12 protein-coding genes and 1 pseudogene are annotated in these 15,941 nt (G+C 61.3%); 3 read left to right on the top strand and 10 right to left on the bottom strand.

Features of this window, described 5'->3' with window-relative positions; genetic code table 11:
- Window positions 1-67: 67 nt before the first annotated feature.
- The 3 genes from EN862_RS04725 to EN862_RS04715 form a co-directional block, all read right to left on the bottom strand.
- The gene (locus tag EN862_RS04725) at window positions 68-1,408 is read right to left on the bottom strand and encodes an adenylate/guanylate cyclase domain-containing protein (protein WP_127864657.1); all 1,341 of its coding nucleotides are present in this window, start codon (window positions 1,406-1,408) and stop codon (window positions 68-70) included.
- A 266-nt stretch (window positions 1,409-1,674) separates the two neighbouring features.
- The gene (locus tag EN862_RS04720; RefSeq protein WP_127864656.1) at window positions 1,675-3,018 is read right to left on the bottom strand and encodes a nucleotide sugar dehydrogenase; all 1,344 of its coding nucleotides are present in this window, start codon (window positions 3,016-3,018) and stop codon (window positions 1,675-1,677) included.
- 113 nt (window positions 3,019-3,131) lie between these two features.
- Window positions 3,132-4,292: a DUF3095 domain-containing protein gene (locus EN862_RS04715; RefSeq protein WP_127864852.1), complete on the bottom strand. Its 1,161-nt coding sequence runs from the start codon at window positions 4,290-4,292 to the stop codon at window positions 3,132-3,134.
- Window positions 4,293-4,384: 92 nt separating this feature from the next.
- Here EN862_RS04715 and EN862_RS04710 point away from each other — a divergent pair, with 92 nt between their 5' ends.
- The gene (locus tag EN862_RS04710; RefSeq protein ID WP_127864655.1) at window positions 4,385-5,473 is read left to right on the top strand and encodes a glycosyltransferase family 4 protein; all 1,089 of its coding nucleotides are present in this window, start codon (window positions 4,385-4,387) and stop codon (window positions 5,471-5,473) included.
- Complete coding sequence (locus EN862_RS04705; RefSeq protein ID WP_127864654.1) at window positions 5,470-6,225, top strand: polysaccharide deacetylase family protein; 756 nt, start codon at window positions 5,470-5,472, stop codon at window positions 6,223-6,225. The genes EN862_RS04710 and EN862_RS04705 overlap by 4 nt, the downstream gene beginning before the upstream one ends.
- A 201-nt stretch (window positions 6,226-6,426) precedes the next feature.
- Here the strand turns inward: EN862_RS04705 and EN862_RS04700 are convergent, their stop codons facing one another.
- The 3 genes from EN862_RS04700 to EN862_RS04690 form a co-directional block, all read right to left on the bottom strand.
- Window positions 6,427-7,281 carry an MBL fold metallo-hydrolase gene (locus EN862_RS04700; RefSeq protein WP_127864653.1) on the bottom strand — a complete coding sequence of 285 codons (855 nt, stop codon included), beginning with the start codon at window positions 7,279-7,281 and terminating at the stop codon, window positions 6,427-6,429.
- 75 nt (window positions 7,282-7,356) lie between these two features.
- Complete coding sequence (locus EN862_RS04695) at window positions 7,357-7,806, bottom strand: cyclic nucleotide-binding domain-containing protein (protein ID WP_126081340.1); 450 nt, start codon at window positions 7,804-7,806, stop codon at window positions 7,357-7,359.
- 188 nt (window positions 7,807-7,994) lie between these two features.
- The gene (locus tag EN862_RS04690) at window positions 7,995-10,709 is read right to left on the bottom strand and encodes an ABC transporter ATP-binding protein (RefSeq protein ID WP_127864652.1); all 2,715 of its coding nucleotides are present in this window, start codon (window positions 10,707-10,709) and stop codon (window positions 7,995-7,997) included.
- A 161-nt stretch (window positions 10,710-10,870) separates the two neighbouring features.
- On the opposite strand from EN862_RS04690, the gene EN862_RS04685 reads away from it, so the two are divergent.
- Window positions 10,871-11,545 carry a class I SAM-dependent methyltransferase gene (locus EN862_RS04685; protein WP_127864851.1) on the top strand — a complete coding sequence of 225 codons (675 nt, stop codon included), beginning with the start codon at window positions 10,871-10,873 and terminating at the stop codon, window positions 11,543-11,545.
- A 38-nt stretch (window positions 11,546-11,583) separates the two neighbouring features.
- Here the strand turns inward: EN862_RS04685 and EN862_RS04680 are convergent, their stop codons facing one another.
- From EN862_RS04680 to EN862_RS04665, 4 genes and pseudogenes are all read right to left on the bottom strand, one after another.
- Window positions 11,584-12,744: a glycosyltransferase family protein gene (locus EN862_RS04680; RefSeq protein ID WP_127864651.1), complete on the bottom strand. Its 1,161-nt coding sequence runs from the start codon at window positions 12,742-12,744 to the stop codon at window positions 11,584-11,586.
- On the bottom strand, window positions 12,726-13,970 hold the full coding sequence (locus tag EN862_RS04675) for a glycosyltransferase family 4 protein (RefSeq protein ID WP_127864650.1): 1,245 nt from the start codon (window positions 13,968-13,970) through the stop codon (window positions 12,726-12,728). Before EN862_RS04675 ends, EN862_RS04680 begins: the two co-directional genes overlap by 19 nt.
- A 1-nt stretch (window position 13,971) precedes the next feature.
- Entirely contained in the window at window positions 13,972-15,186 is a 1,215-nt protein-coding gene (locus EN862_RS04670; protein WP_127864649.1) for a glycosyltransferase family protein, read from the bottom strand.
- A 328-nt stretch (window positions 15,187-15,514) separates the two neighbouring features.
- Window positions 15,515-15,742, bottom strand: a pseudogene (locus EN862_RS04665) (SUMF1/EgtB/PvdO family nonheme iron enzyme); the annotation flags it as partial.
- Window positions 15,743-15,941: the final 199 nt, after the last annotated feature.

The following is a 15,941-nucleotide window of genomic DNA, read 5'->3' as shown; positions in this document are numbered from 1 at the left end:
CAGTCGCCAGTTGCGGAACCTGCGACCGAACTGGCTACCAAAGGCGATCGGGCCAGATCGCGGCGGTTTACTGGAGCTTACTCGGGTCGCCCGCCGCCATCCGCGCGGCATCGCGATGAAGCAGCATGACCTGCTCGGCGTCCGATCTTCGGCCGTGAATCGGCTCCGGCGTGCCGTCCTCATCGGGTGCGAGAGCTCCCGACAGATCGGGTGAAAGCACCGTCAGCTTCTGCTTGATGCCAGCCAGTTCCTCGTTGCCGAGCGTCAGCCAGCTGTTGGCGCCGCAATAGCCGGCGAAGTCTTTGCTGGCCAGAACGCTGTGCGGATATTTCTTGGTCAGGGTCTGCAGGCGCTGGACCTCGTTCACAGCCGAGCCGAAGACAGAGAATGTGAGCCGGTCGGTAAGCCCGACATTGCCGAACATCACATTGCCGACATGCAGGCCGATACCGAATTTGATGTCGGACAACCCCTGCTCCTTTCTGCGCAGGTTGAGATCCATCATGCGCGCGCTGGCCTTATGCGCGGCCGCAAGCGCAGCCTGGCAGGCGATCTCGGACTGCGAACGGTGCCTTTCGCAAGGGTAGACGGCAATGAAGCCATCACCAATGAAACTCATGATCTGCCCGCCGTTGCGATTGAAAGGTGCGGCGACGGCGTCGAAAAACTGGTTCAGCGTATCGATATAGACTTCGCGGCCTGAGGTTTCGGCAAGCCTCGACGACCCGCGCATATCTCCCATGACCAGTGCGGCCCGGATTGTATCGCCCTCGCCGCGCTTGATCTGGCCGTCAAGCACGCGCCTGCCAGCGTCGCCGCCGAGATAGGTGGTCATCATATTGTCGGCGAGCTTGGTGAGCACCGCCATCTTGGTGGCGATAGCGAGATGACTCTGGATGCGCAGCAGCGCCGAAATCATGCTGTCGCTGAAGCCCGCGGCGCTGTCGGTGGACCAAGACCCCATCATGCCCTGACTGGCGTTGCCGCTGAAGGGATGGACGAAAGCCATGTAATCGGTGATGCCCATAAGCCGGAGGTCATCGAAAACAGGAAACTCCGACACCACCGACGGGTCGAGCCGGCGTCGCAAATGATCGAGCTTATTGCTGAGCAGATGGTAGTATGGGCTGGTCAGGAATCTCTCAGACGGCACACCGGCCTCCTTGCGGAAGCCTTCCACTTCCATGCCCTGGCCGCGAACCCAGGTGAAGCCAAGCGCGTCATAAAGCGGGTGAAGCATCGAGAAGCTCAAATGCACCCGCTTCAGCGGCAGGCCAGCAGCAGCCAGCCGTTCGCAAAAGCCATTTACCAATGTTTCCAGGTCGTTGCCGGCCAGCGCCGATTCGTTCAGCCAATCGGCAACCTTATCCATGAGAATGGTGGAAATTTCTGCGTACGATGTGCTCATGCTATCTCGAAACCCGTCGGAAGACGGAACCATTATCCTCTGATCTGTCATAACACAGTCCGTCAACGACCCAACGATAAGACACCCGAAGTCAACAAGGCCGGCCTCGACGGCAAAAGCGGCGAAGAATATCCCGGATGACTATCCTTGCGGCCAAGGGGAAGGCGTAAATGCATCTGTATTCCGTGGCGTTATGTGGCGAGTCAGCCGACGGAGTGCAACCACGATCCTGACACTGCGCAAGAAATTCGCCGGCTCAGATGCCGTCAGGCCTTCACCACCGTCTCTCGGTCCAGCCCGAGGCGGCCAAAAACATTGCGCGTGTCGACGATCAGAGGGGCGTGATCAGCGATAGTCTGATAGTCGATCGCGTCGTGGTCGGTTGCAACGACGACAGCATCGAAATCCTTCAGGGCCGCCTCGGTCAATTCGACCGAGCGGCGCCCCTTGATCGCCATATGCTCCCGTGTGGTCGGTATTTCGGTAACATGCGGATCGTGGAATTCCGCCTTGCCGCCCCAATCCTCGATGAGTTCAATGAGCCGCAATGAGGGGCTTTCGCGGATATCGGGCACATTCTTCTTGTAGGCGAGCCCGACGATGAGAATGCGCGAGCGGCTGAGCGCCTTGCCGCAGCGCCGGTCCAGCGCCTTCGCCAGTTCATCGACCACATGACGCGGCATGGCCGTGTTGATTTCTGCCGCCAGCTCGATGAAGCGCGTCGGCAGTTCGTATTCGCGCGCCTTCCACGTCAGGTAGAAGGGATCGATCGGAACGCAGTGCCCGCCAAGTCCAGGGCCAGGATAGAACGGCATGTAGCCGAAGGGCTTGCTCTTTGCCGCCTCGATCACCTCCCAGATGTCGATGCCCATCGCACCCAGCACGACCTTCAACTCGTTGACGAGAGCTATGTTGACCGAGCGGAAGATGTTTTCCGTCAGCTTGACCGCCTCGGCGGTCGCCGTGGTGGAAACCGGAACGACGGTCTTGACCACGCCATGGTAGAAAGCCTGCACCAGCGTCGCCGCTTCAAGGCCGTCGCCTGCCACGACCTTGGGGATCGTCGCGACTTCGAAGCTGCGGTTGCCGGGATCCTCGCGTTCGGGCGAGAAGCCGAGGAAGAAGTCTGTCTTCGACCGCAAGCCGGTTTCTTCCAGTATGGGCTTGATCACGTCGTCGGTGGTGCCGGGATAGGTGGTCGATTCGAGCACGACGAGCTGGCCGGGACGCAGATGCTTGGCGATGGTGACTGCCGTGTTCCTGACAAAGGAGAGATCCGGCTCACGGTTTTTCGTCAGCGGTGTCGGAACGCAGATGATGATGACCTCGCAGGCGGCCAGTTCCGCAAAATCCGCAGTGGCGCGGAACCGTCCGCTCGCCACCTGGCCGGCAAGGGCTGTCGACGTCACCGCCTCGATGTAGGATTGGCCGTTGTTCAGGCTCTCGACCTTGTGGGCTTCGATGTCGAAGCCCGACACCGGGAAGCCGGCGCGTGCGACCGCAATCGCCAGCGGCAATCCGACATAGCCCAGTCCGATCACGCCGACTTGCGCGGCGCGCGTCGAAATCCGGTCTAGAAGATGGTCATATATCGATCGTGAGGCGTCCAAAAATCTGCTTTCCCGTCAATTCGGACAGGCTGTCCGTTCCATGGCGAGGCTCATGAGGCTCCAGGGACCATGGCCGAGGCATATTGCGGAAGATCGGTTTCCGCAAGCCGTCATCAAACCGGCACCTTCGACTTCAGGCTTGCGGCAGCCATCGCATAGCCGCCGGCACCGCCATCGATGAAATGAAGGTGATCGCGCTGGAGCGGCGAAGCGACGAGGCATGTCATCAGGGCCGATTTCTGGCGGTGCAGGCCATAGGTGCAGATGCCCGCCTCTTCCGCCTGTTTCAGCCGGTTCTCGATCCGCTGCGACACATTCGCGTCGACGTCGATGGTCATCTTCAGGCCGTCGTCGAACTTCCGGAAGTCCGAATTGCTGGCCACGTCGCGTTTGTAGACCTTCGGATCGAAACCGCCGATCGTCCAGCCACATCTATCGGTCACAGCCGTAAGAGTCATGAGGAACACAACCCACAGCTTCGTCAGCCACCGCCGTCCAGCCGGCGCCGTGGCCCGCGCCTCGAGATCGAGACCGGCGGGCAGTAAACTGTAGGCCGGCCCGTCCGCCGGTACGGGGTGGCCACCGCGCTCCTGCCTGCCGGCAAGGGCGATGATGTCGGAAACCAGCAACTGAAAGCCGCGCAAGTCGCGCGACGCCCGCGGTATGGCTATGATCGAGACGATTTCGCCATGCCGGGCTTCGATCGGGTTCCAGCGGCAGGAGAGGCCGGTCAGATCCGGCCGCGCGCCGGCCGGCGCGGGATCGATGCGGTAGCGCCCCGCTTTCATCTCGGCTTCCGCCCAACTGCCGCCACCGCCGGCGAACATGGCATAGAAGACCGCTTCGGAGGCCTGGAACCTCGCCACGCGAACGTCGAGTCCTTGCGCTCTTATATCCCTTATCGGCACGATTGCGGTGCGCAGGGCCAGGTCCAGTTCGTCCGCCACCCATCTCTGGACAGCGGCAAGCGCGTTGCGGGCGATCTCCAGCGCCGAGCCGGGAAACGCCACGAGCGCGCCGTCGCCGCCGAAGACAAAGGGAAAATCTTGCCGGCCCAGCGCATTGAGCAGCGCCGAAATGACGCTGGCGCCGGCCATATTGACGGTTTTATAGCGCCCAGCCTCGATCGCCTTTGTCGAGCCGACGATGTCGGCCGTGGCCAGCGCCCAGTCATCGGGAAGAGGCCGATAGTTGTCGATATCGGCAACGCTTTCGAACTTTGCGAAGACCGGCAGAGAAGCGACAAACGGGTCGGACGCGGCTGCTGTTTCCATGGGCATCAGATAGCATATTCCACTGCTGAAGGGTGAAGTCGATCATGCTTCGAAATTGACTTGCGCCGGCTTTCCGATGATAGGTTCCGGCGATGCGAATTGCCTTCTACGCACCGCTGAAGTCACCCAATGATCCCGTTGCCTCCGGCGACCGCCAGATGGCACGGACGCTGATCAAAGCGCTGCAGCACGTGGGGCATAGCGTCGAACTGGCATCCGAATTGCGCTTCTATCTACGCGAACCGGAGCCGAAAAGTTTCGATGCGCTCAAGATCGAGGCCCGAGAGGAAGCCGCGCGGCTGACCAGGCTTTGGGATCGTGACGGCAAGCCCGATCTCTGGCTCACTTATCATCCCTATTACAAGGCGCCCGACCTGATCGGGCCCGAGCTGGCGGCGGCCTTTGCCGTCCCCTATGCGACGGCGGAAGCCTCCTATTCGAGACGGCGCAATGCCGGTTTGTGGGCAGATGCGCAGGCTTTGGTGGCGCGAGCCGTCGAACGGGCGGCGCTGAACATCTGCTTAACGCAAAGGGACCGCGAGGGACTGGCGGATGCGGTACCCGGCGCCACTTTCGGCATGCTTTCGCCCTTCATCGACACATCCGCATTCCGTGAAACGCCGGCACGGGGTCGTCCGACGCGCCTCGTTACCGTCGCCATGATGCGCCCGGGCGACAAACTCGAAAGCTATCGCATGCTGGCGCAAGCGCTCGGTTCGATCGGTCACCTGCCCTGGACCATGTCGGTCGTCGGAGACGGGCCTGCCCGTGACGAGGTCAAAGCGCAATTCGCCGGCTTGCCCGCCGACCGTATCGAATGGCTTGGCGCGATTGAGCCGGCCGCCGTGCCGGATGTCCTCTACAGCGGGGGAATTTACGTCTGGCCGGGTTTCGGCGAGGCCTATGGCGTTGCCTATCTTGAAGCGCAGGCCGCCGGCCTTCCGGTGGTCGCTCAGGACATCGCCGGCGTGCCGGAGGTCGTGCGCGATGGCCAGACCGGGTTCCTCACCCCGCCGGGCGATGTGACGGCGTTCGCTTCAGCCATTGAAAGGCTTCTGGCCCGTAACGACGAAAGGACCATCATGGCCGCGAAAGCCAGACGTTTCATCCTCGAAGAACGCTCCCTCGGTGCTGCGGCAGCGCGTCTCGCCGAACTTCTTGCGAAGATCCCGGTTTCATGACATCCGACCAGATCTGGCAACCCTTGGTGGAAGAACTGGCGCGCCGGCAACGGGCGGACCGCAAGGCAGAGTTCTGGCTGCGCGACGATGACGCCGTGGATCCGACGCCTGCGCTTGACCGGCTGCTCGACCTCACCGGTCAATTCGCGATTCCGGTCACTCTGGCCGTCATTCCGGCCCTGACTGATGGGAAGCTGGTCGCCCGGCTTGACGAGGCGCCGCATGCCACGGTCGCCATCCATGGCTGGGCGCACCGAAATCATGCGTCGGAGGGCCAGAAAAAGCAGGAACTCGGCCCGCACCGGCCACGCGAGACGGTGCTCGATGATCTGGCTCGCGGTCTGTCGCGCATAACCGGCCTGCACGGCGCACGTGCTGTACCGATGCTGGTGCCGCCCTGGAACAGGATCGACGCCGGCTTGGTATCCGAGCTTGGATCGATGGGATTTGCAGCATTGTCGGTCTATGGGCCGCCTAAGCCGGCTTCGCTGGTGGTCATGAACAGCAATGTCGACATCATGGACTGGCACGGCACGCGCGGTTGCCGCGATCACGGCATATTGGTCCAGACCATCATCGCGCAATTGCGGCACGCATTCGACGGCGGCGAACCGGTCGGCTTGCTTACCCACCATCTCGTACACGATGAATCGGCCTGGCTTTTCCTCGAACGGCTGTTCACGGTCACCGCACAGACTGAAGCCTGCGCATGGCTTCCGATCAGGACATTGATCGGGGCGCGGCGCCGCTAAAGCATGTCGCCCGAAAGTGGAAACCGGTTTCGGGATAAAGACATGCGCAAAATCAAAGTCCCAAAGCGCATGGAGCGAATCCGAAGGATCGCGACGCGCTTTAGAGCAATTCCAGGAAAAGTGTGAGCGGTTAGGCTCGGCGCCTTCGCTGTAGCCTTCCGTCCGGAATTGCGTCAAAACAAGAAGATAGAGGAAAATAGCTTAGCGCGCTTTGTGTGATAAGACTGGAAATTCAAGCGTCTGGCCATCCCGCGCGGCAAAAGCGCCGGCAAACCTGTCCTTGGCCAGTTTCTCGATCTCGTCCAGTTCCTCGTCGGTGCGTGCCGGATCGTGGTGGATCAGCGCAAGCTCCCGCGCGCCGGCCGCCTCGCAGAGCTTGATGCCCTGTTGCCATGTCGAGTGCCCGTTACCGCGGTAGCGCTCCATTTCCTCCTCGGTATAGGTGCAATCGTAAATGACGAGGTCGGCATCTTCGATCAGGCCGAGCACCGCCTGATCGAGCTTGCCCGGCTCGTGTTCAGTGTCTGTGATCACTGCCACGACACGGCCGCCCCATTCGACCCGATAGCCTATACAGCCACCGGGATGGGTGAGACTGCCGGTCCGGATCACCACCCCTTCGCGCGGCCGAAGCACGTCTCCTGATACGAAATCGCGGTAGTCGAGGCTTGCCTTGCAGACGTCCAGTCGCACCGGAAACCAAGGCGGCCGCATGAACTCATCGACAATCTGCCGGGTCGTCATGCGTCCTGCAAGATGCCCGGACCAAAGCCTGACTTTGACGCTACGGTCGTAGATCGGCTTAAAAGCCGGCAGCCCGATGATGTGGTCGTAATGGCAGTGGGTGAAGAACAGGTCGAAATCGGTTACGCCCGACGCCCGAAGCGTTCGGCCGGCAGGCGGCAGGCCCGAGCCCGCGTCGAAGAGAAGCGTATGCTTACCGCATCGCATCTCAATACAGATCGTGTTGCCGCCATAGCGGGAGAATTCTGGCCCCGATACCGAAATGCTGCCGCGCACCCCCCAAAACCTGACCAGGAAAACGTCGTCCTCCATGCTGCTCCTTCGCGGTCCAGTCGCCCATGCTAGCCGGAGCCATCACAACGGCGAGAATTAAGTGCGCGTCACTGGTTACTTGGCGCTCCGTGCGTCGATCAGATCCGCGGTCGTATGGCTTAGGCGATCGGCGAGGACCCGCACCATCTCGATGGTCATTTCCGGGAACTCCCTCATAAGCCTCAGGAAATGATCCTTGCGAATTCTCAAGGCTTCCACCGGACTTGCGGCTCTGACGGTGGCCGTGCGGGAGCTGTTGCACAATATGGCGATCTCGCCAACGATCGAATTTGGCAGCAGTTCGGCAACTTTTATCGGTCCGTTGTCGGAATCGACCAGAATATCCGCCTTCCCTGAAAGGATGACATAGGCGGCGTCTCCCTCATCGCCTTGCCGGAAAAGGATCTGGCCGGCGCTGTAGCTTACGCGATCGGATGTGAACGCAAGCAGCTTGAGCTTTGCCGACTCTATGCCGGAGAACAAGGGAACGCGTTGCAGCATTCCAACCTCATCCTTGAGCAGCATTGTCGCAAACCTCCCAAAATTCACGTCTGCCAGACTAGAACAACCGACGCCCAGATGAAATCAATTCCGTTTCCGGGTGGCAATACGAACCACTTGAGGTGGCGAGCCCAACCAGCTGGAAAGCTCAATCTCTTGATCTTGCAGCAAGGTCCTACCGGTGGAATGATCCCATCTGAATGTCTCATGCTCTATGACACCAGTTCCTTGAAAATACCGTCCCCGGCCAAAAGCGTCTCGTGCGGTCCGTCTTCCACCAATCGACCCGAGTCGAAGACGACAACGCGATCGAACATCATCGCCATTGCCGGATTCGTCACGACGCACACAATTGCCGGCGAACGGCCGTCGCGTCTGGCTTCCTCGAGCACGTTTTGCAGCACCTTGTCCTGCACGCGCTGGTCGAGCGCCGACAGCGGTCGGTTGAGAATGAGAAAATCGGGCCGCTTGAGCAGAGCTCGGGCAACATCGAGCTTCTGTCGCTGCCCAGCGGTCAGCCGCCTGCCGCCGGCGCCGACGTTGAAGTCCAAACCGACATCCAGCAGTTCGGCATAAAGCCCCAATTCATCGAGAATATCATAGACGATGGAGCGTATGCGATCCGGCGCGTCGGGATGGTTGCTACCCAGACGCCCGAACAGGACATTGTCCATGACCGTAGCCGCGGCAATGTATTTGGCAGGATCGTAGCGTTCGACCGCATTTTGCAGCTCGGGCGGAAGGTCTTCATGGAATCGGTTGCGTGCGGCAACGATCTTGTTCATCAATTCCTCGCCCAGCAGGCCGAAGCGATGCCGGGGCTCGATATAGGCAAAGCTCAGGGTGACCATCATAGCGCGGTCGTTCTCCGAGACCGTCTCGTAGGGACGGTTCTTGAGCCGTTGCAGCAAGGTTTCGTAGGCGGGTATCTCCTCGGCGCTCATGAACGCGAGCTGCTGGAAGAACTGGTGATCGGGCGGCAGATCGGCAAACAGCTCGATCGCTTGTTCGGCGATCTCCAAGCCCATTTCGTAGAACGTTCGATCGAGGCCGGCTTGCCTCAGCACGGAAGCAAAATAGGGATTTGCCGCCAGAGCCTTGTCGGCCAGCTCCGGGCCTGCGGCAGCGCCGAAGAGCAGGTTCTGGCCGATCGTTGCTTCCTTGTTGTAGGCGCCCGGTTCGAATGGAACCACCAGTCCGCTCAATCCTTCGTGTTCCAGTCGGGTTCGCAGCGCCGCACGCAGTTCGACGATCCGCCCGGCAAGCTCCGTGTGACGCGTGAGGTCGGCCGAAGAACGCAAGCCTAGATCGAGAATGTCGCGCGACAGAAGAACCGCGTCGAGCACCTGGCGCACGGCTTCAAAGAGGTCGTGCGGGCCGGTAGCGCCGACGGAAGCGTAGTCGATCCAGTCGCTGTGGATATCAAGGTCCGGGTTGCCCGACCGGCGCGCCTCGTGGATGTTCCAGCGCTGCTGGTCCGCTGCGGCACCGTCATAAGTCACCGGTGTCAGCGGCGCATGCTTCAACCCGTAGAGCAGATTGTCGCGAAGGCTTGCCTGGAACAGGAAAACATCCGACGAGGCATAGGACATGCGCCGGCCGGTCACTGCTTCGGGAAGTTCAAGCAGGTCGTCGGCACCCGAAGCGACCTTTCCGCTTTCCGGCCAGTTCAGCCGCGCGAAGGCCTCTGCGAGCGCCTCCGCTCCACCTGTTGAGGTGCTGACCAGCGCCACCGTCTCACCGGGCTTGACCTGGAGAGAGATACGGTCGAGGAGCATTGCACCGCCATCGTCCGCCATGGACAGACCGATCGCGGACAGGGGTTTGGTCATCGGACCGGGATCATCGATCGTCAGTGCGCCGATTTGCGGCGCAATGAGACCCTCGACGGTGAATTGTTCGACGACCTGCTGGTATTTGACCTGGACATCCTGCCGGTCCTGATCCCAGTCGATCAGTTCCTTCATCGGTCCGGGCAGGTCCTTGTAGGCGCCGATCACGGCCACGAGCTGGCCGACGTCCAGCCGTCCCTGGATGACCAGATACCCACCTACCATGTAGAACAGAAACGGCGTGATCTGCGCGAGAAAATTGTTGAGGAACTTCACCATGAATTTCCATTGGTAAAGATCGAAGCGGATCTTGAAGATGAGCCCGAGCCGGGCAGCTATGTCGGCGCGCTCGTAGTTTGATGTATCATGGACGTGAACAGCGCCGATGCCGTCGACGATTTCGCCGACGCGGCCCGAAAGCGCGCGCGCCGTCAACTGCCGTTTGCGCCCGAGCACGATCAGCCGCCGCCGCATTCGCGGGATGAGCACGATCTGGATCGCCACGATCACGGCGGCGATCATTCCGAGCCAGAAGTTCTGGACCACGATGAACAGCATGGCCGTCACCGCCTGGCCGCCGAGTAGCACCGGCTGCAGGAAAGCATCGCCGATGAAACCGCCCAGCGGCTCCACCTCGTCCTTGACCATGGTCGCCACTTCGGCGGATTTCACGCGCTTGAAATAACGCGGCGGAAACCGCAGCACACGATCGACCAGTTCGAAGCGGATACGGCGCAGCATGCGTTCGCCGAGCCGACCCTTGTAGGTATTGATGTAGAATTTGAACAGGCCGTTGATGATGACCAGCAAGAGGAACACGAGGCTGAGGGCAAACAGCGTCGTCGTGCGGTCGAGCTGAAAGCCAGGAAAGAACTGGACCTCTCCGATGAACGGCAGGTTATAGTGGAGCCGCATGAATGGCTGGGTCGCGCCCGGTTGCTCGAAGCCCTTGCCTTGGATCGGGCCGTTGACGATCAGCTTCGGCAGGTCAAAGGACATGAAATACGGAATCATCGAAAGCAAGACGATAACCAATATCCAGAGCTGCTGCTTCTTGGTGTGCGTCCAGATATAGCGAGCAAGGCTGGGTTCCATATGCGACTGTGGACCTTCAGTTTAACGAACGAAGTAAAGCCTCAGCTGGTGGACGGCGCATCGGCAATCATCGCCGGCGACGCGTTCGAAGCCTGCGAGGCGGCTTGGCGGGGCAAGATTGCGTTGTGTCGCCCGAAATCCCAACGTACAAGGCGAATATGATGGATGTCACGCAACCGCGCAATGCCGGCATGGACGGGCACGAGCAGGCCTTGGACCTCACGCGGGGAATTGCTGCCTATGTCAATCACCCTCTCGTGGCGGGGCTGGCGCGCGTCATCGCCAAACATCCGCAGGCCGACATCGCCAACGCATTCAACCACAAGCAGGTGGCCTGCAAGATGTGGGCGCTCGACAGACTGTTCGAAAGCTGCGGCGGGCACTTCGCGCGCATATGGGTTCTGGGCGGATGGTACGGCATATTGCCGGCAATGCTTTTCAACGACCCCCGCTTCGATATTGCTGCAGTCGATAGTATCGACATCGATCCCGAGGTCGCGCCAGTTGCCCGGACCCTCAACCGGGACGCCGGCGACCGGTTCCGGGCGCTGACGGCAGATATGTACGCACTCGATTATGCACACGCCGGGCGGTCCGACCTGATAGTCAACACGAGCTGCGAGCATATCGCCGATCTCGGCGCCTGGCTTGCCCTGCTCCCGCGGGGCACGAATGTACTGCTGCAATCGAATGACTATTTCAGCGAGCCGACGCACATCAACTGCGTGGCTTCACTTGCAGCCTTCGAAGCAATGGCGTCGCTGCGGGAGATGCGGTTCTCCGGCGAACTGCCGACAAAAAAATATACGCGCTTCATGCTGATTGGAACTGTTTGAAGCGCGTTGCGCGAACTCTAACCCCGACGCGATCCGCGTCAGGATTTTACTGACCATGTTCGATGCCGCTCGCGCAGGATTTGCGCCGTATGACGCGCGCCTTCCAGATCGAGACGATGCGCGGACGGCGTCGGGGCCGCAAGCGCCTGTTCGATCGCTTGCGCCAAGCCTTCAGGCGTCAGGTCCTTTTCCATCAGCACCGTTGCAAGACCGAGTTCTTCGAGCATCAGGGCGCGAACCGTTTGTTCGGTTTCCCCGCCGGCAGCAAACGGCACGAGCAGGGAGCGACAACCCGCGCGCAGGACATCGCAGACCGTGTTGTAGCCCGCCTGCGAGACCGACAGGCGGGCGCCGGTCAGCAGGCTGGCGAAATCCTCGCGGAAGCGGAAGACGGACAGGCCCGGCGTGGCATCGCGTGCGATGGCGTCAAACTCGTCTTTCGGCAGGTTGGGACCGGTGATCAAACACCATTTCCAGCCATTGTTGGCATTCCGCGCCGCTGCGATGGTGGAGCTGACAAGGCCCCTCCCGGCAGCCCCGCCGCCAACCGACACCAGAATGTCGAAGCGCTCGGTGGCCGCGGGCGATGGCGGCGCGGCAACGAGCCCTGTGTAGGTGACCTCGGCCCTGATTGCCCCAGCCAGTGGAAATGTCTTGTCGATGGTTGCGAAAGCCGGATCGCCATGGACCATGACAAGGTCGAAATGCCTGTTGATGAGATCGACCGTTTCCTCGTTTCGGCCCGGCTTGACGCGCTCCTGAAGGATATCGCGGACGGACGTCGCCAGCAGCGGTCTGGGCGATGACGCCTCGATGGCCTCGAGCAGCGGCATGAGTTCGAAGCGCATCTGCCGGCGTCCAAATGGAAAGGCCTCGACAATGACGACATCAGGCCTGCAATCCCTGTATGCCTGCAGCAGCATCTCTGAACGCCGTTTCTTGAAATCATCGTCGACCGGTTTGCCCTGCAGGTCGACAAGTCCGGAAAATCCTTCATCACCGGAGGTGACAGGCGGAAGGGTTACAGTTTTTACCCCCGGTCCCGGAAACCCGGCGATCGGCGCGCCGCCGGTCACGACGGTTACGTCAAACCCGTCATCGACCAGTGCCGCTGCGATGCGGCTGGAGCGCGCGAGATGGCCGATACCGAGCAGGTGCTGGACATAGAGGAAGACGCGCTTCAATCGGCGGCCCGCCACTCGCGCTCGAACAGTTCCTTGAGCTGTCCAATGCTTGCCGTATGATCGAAATTGCCGCGCACGCGCCGCTCCGCGGCGTCGCCGAGGCGGGCGCGCAGCACGGGATCACGGATCAGGCGCTCCAGCGCCTGTGCCAGGGCAATTGGGTTTTCCGTCGGAACCAGCAGCCCGGTTTCATCCGGCGATAAAAGCTCCGGCACGCCGGAAATATCGGTCGACACGCAGGCAAGCCGCTGGCTGGCCGCCTCCACCAGGACATTCGGCAGACCGTCACGGTCGCCATTTGCGGTGATCCTGCAGGCCAGGGCGAAGATGTCGGCGCAGCGGTAGTGCTCAAGCACCTCCTCCTGCGCAAGCGCACCTTTCCAGGAGACACGGCCATCCAATCCAAGCTTTCGCGCCAGTGCCTTGAGCCGTTCCAGTTCCTCGCCGCCGCCGATATGCTCGAAACGCCACGCCAAATCGCCAGGCAAGAGGGCAAGGGCCTTCAGCAGGGTATCGTAACCTTTCTTTTCAACGGCGCGCCCGACACTCAGAATGATGACCGGTTCGTTCGGCGCCGAGCCGTCACGCTGTTTTCGCGCCTCGCCGAAACTGCCGAAGCGATCGAGGTCGAGCCCATGGTAGCTCAGATGCACGGACGAGTTGCCGTTGGCGAGTTCTTTCAGACGATCGAAGCCGGTTTTCGTGCAGGTGACCGTCCAGCGCGCCGAGGAAAGCTTGCCGGCCAAATCCCAGTCTTCCGAAGTCCAGATGTCCTTGGCATGGGCCGAGCAGCTCCAGGGCAGGCTACGAAGTAGGCTGGCATAGCGCGTCACCGATGCCGGCGTGTGCGCGAAATGCGCATGCAACCATCCCGCGTCTTCCGGCCATTCGGCCGCCAGCACGAGCGCCTGCCCGAAGCGGCGCACGCGATTGCGCGTGAAGTCGCGGGGGATATCGGTAGCCAGCGATCCGAGCGCGCGCCAGAAACCCGGCCGCAGCAGATAGGCAAGCAGCGAGCGAACCACGCGCAGCGGCTCTTCATGCAGATATTCCGGCAGATAACGGACGGGCGCTTTGATCTCGTCATGCACGGGATGGCGTTTTTCGTCGGTCGGCCGCCTGAGCGCGACGAGTATCAGGTCGAACCCCGCGCGCTCCAGACCGAGCAGTTCCTGCGCGATGAAGGTTTCCGACAGCCGCGGATAGCCCTTCAGAACCACGACGATCTTGCGGCGTTGCAACTCAGCTCATTCCTTCAATGACCGAAAGGTGAGGGCTGGCCCGCCGGTCGAGCAGTTCCGCGACGATTTCGGAAATATGGGGCAGCCCTTCCAGTCTCAGATGCGGATTGCTCTGTGATGGGCGGGGCCGGTCAGGCAGCGCCACCAGTGCATCGGCAAACCGCTGGGAATCCTTGGCTTCGTCCGGCAAAAGCATCTCGATGAGGCCGAGTTCGGCAGCGCGCCGAGCACGGATCAGTTGTTCCTCACGGGGCTCGACGCGCGGCACGATCAGCGCCGGCTTGTCGAAAGACAGTATCTCGCAATAGGTGTTGTAACCACCCATCGCCACTACCGCCTTGGCCCCGGCAATCAGGTCTTCCATGCGGTTGTCGAACTCGATGATCTTGATGCAGGAGATCTTGGCCCCCTTCTTGAGCAGCTTGTTGCGCTTGCGCGCCGGCATGTAGGGCCCAAGCACGATCAGCGCCCTGTGCTGCAGCTGCGGGTTCTGCTGATAGGCATCGATGACGTCGTGGATCAGTTCCGCGCCGTCACCGCCGCCCCCTGTGGTAACGAGGATATACTCACCCTCGGGCCGGTGGCCGGGCAACTCGTTCCGCTGCAGGCGCCGTTGCAGGAAACCGACGAACCTCATCTTTGCCCTGACAGCGGGCGGCACATCCAAGCCAGTCAACGGATCGTAGAAATCCGGCGGGCCATAGGCCCAGACCTTGTCGTAGAACAGGCCTATCTTGCGCATCACATCCCTGCGTGCCCACTCTGCTTCGAGCAGATGCGGCGCATCCATCACCTCGCGCAGGCCAAGCACGAGCGTGGTACCCCGCGTCTTGAGGTAGGACAGCGTGTCCTCGATCTCACCGCGCAGGCCGAGCGGTTCCTTGTCGACGATGAAGATATCCGGCCGGAAGGTCTCGGCCGTGTGGCGGATGATCGACTGGCGCATCCTGAGCGTCTCATGCAGATCGATATCCTTTTCCAGCGAGGTATACTCGCCGTTGCGCAACTTAATGACGCTGGGGATCTTCACGAAGTCGACACGGGCGCGATAGTCGAAGGCGCCGGCGATAGGCGCGCCGGAAATGATCAGCACCTGAAGTCCACGAAAATCCTCGACCAGCGAATGCGCGATGGTCCGACAGCGCTGCAGGTGGCCGAGCCCGAACGTGTCGTGGCTGTACATGAGAATTCGAGCGTCTTGTACGTGCTGGGTCATTTCCGAACGTCTTTTCGAATTCTCGCCTTGGGAACCGGGGCGGTTGGGGAAGCCATCCTGGGGCCTAACCGACCTGTTGTGAAACATGAGGGCGCAATTTTCAATTCGTATTACTGAGGAGGCCGCAGATCGCCCCTCACCGTTCGCGAATTCATCGTCTCTCATGCGACCGGCGCGATGCGAAAGGCCAGATAGCGCTGTTCACTCTGGACCCGCATTTCGTAGTGTAGATGGACGGCAACAAGAATCCAAAGCCCTTCATGAAGCTACATTCGCACGAAGCGATAGGTCCTGTCTTCTGCGACCTGAACATCTCAGCGCGTGCTCGTCACGACGAACGCGCGACGCAGCGAAACCCAAGGTGGCAGGTGGAGGTGTCCACGGGCTGCGCCATGCGGGCGGCCGGGCGGTAACGGCAGCAGTAGCTGGGGGCGCACAGGAAGGACCCGCCTTTGGTGACCTTGCGCGGAATCCTCATGTCGGGCGTGAGCGGGTCGTAACTCGCCTCCCGCTCCCCGCCGCGCGGATTCTCCATCGTGCAACAGGGGCTCTCGATCCGTCACGAGCCGAGACGCAGCGGCACGCTTGCCCATCGTCTAGCGCGAGAGCTGCGGTCGCCAGTGCGCCGCCGCCACTGGTAGAGCGATTGTCGTGACGGGACCTGTCTATGCCGATCAAGGCGCGCCGCCTGGACGGCTCTCGGCTGAGCGGCCCCCGCAACGCGATCCATCCGCGGCTCTGCTTTCATCGGTCGG

Source organism: Mesorhizobium sp. M2E.F.Ca.ET.219.01.1.1 (assembly GCF_004016445.2).
GTDB lineage: Bacteria > Pseudomonadota > Alphaproteobacteria > Rhizobiales > Rhizobiaceae > Mesorhizobium.
This window is presented reverse-complemented; position numbering and strand designations above follow the sequence as displayed.

Excerpts from the sequence above, each read along its gene's own strand:
- EN862_RS04690 (WP_127864652.1), bottom strand. The coding sequence starts at position 10,709 with ATGGAACCCAGCCTTGCTCGCTATATCTGGACGCACACCAAGAAGCAG.
- EN862_RS04705 (WP_127864654.1), top strand. The coding sequence starts at position 5,470 with ATGACATCCGACCAGATCTGGCAACCCTTGGTGGAAGAACTGGCGCGC.
- EN862_RS04710 (WP_127864655.1), top strand. The coding sequence starts at position 4,385 with ATGCGAATTGCCTTCTACGCACCGCTGAAGTCACCCAATGATCCCGTT.
- EN862_RS04725 (WP_127864657.1), bottom strand. The coding sequence starts at position 1,408 with ATGAGCACATCGTACGCAGAAATTTCCACCATTCTCATGGATAAGGTT.
- EN862_RS04715 (WP_127864852.1), bottom strand. The coding sequence starts at position 4,292 with ATGGAAACAGCAGCCGCGTCCGACCCGTTTGTCGCTTCTCTGCCGGTC.
- EN862_RS04695 (WP_126081340.1), bottom strand. The coding sequence starts at position 7,806 with ATGCTGCTCAAGGATGAGGTTGGAATGCTGCAACGCGTTCCCTTGTTC.
- EN862_RS04670 (WP_127864649.1), bottom strand. The coding sequence starts at position 15,186 with ATGACCCAGCACGTACAAGACGCTCGAATTCTCATGTACAGCCACGAC.
- EN862_RS04700 (WP_127864653.1), bottom strand. The coding sequence starts at position 7,281 with ATGGAGGACGACGTTTTCCTGGTCAGGTTTTGGGGGGTGCGCGGCAGC.
- EN862_RS04685 (WP_127864851.1), top strand. The coding sequence starts at position 10,871 with ATGGATGTCACGCAACCGCGCAATGCCGGCATGGACGGGCACGAGCAG.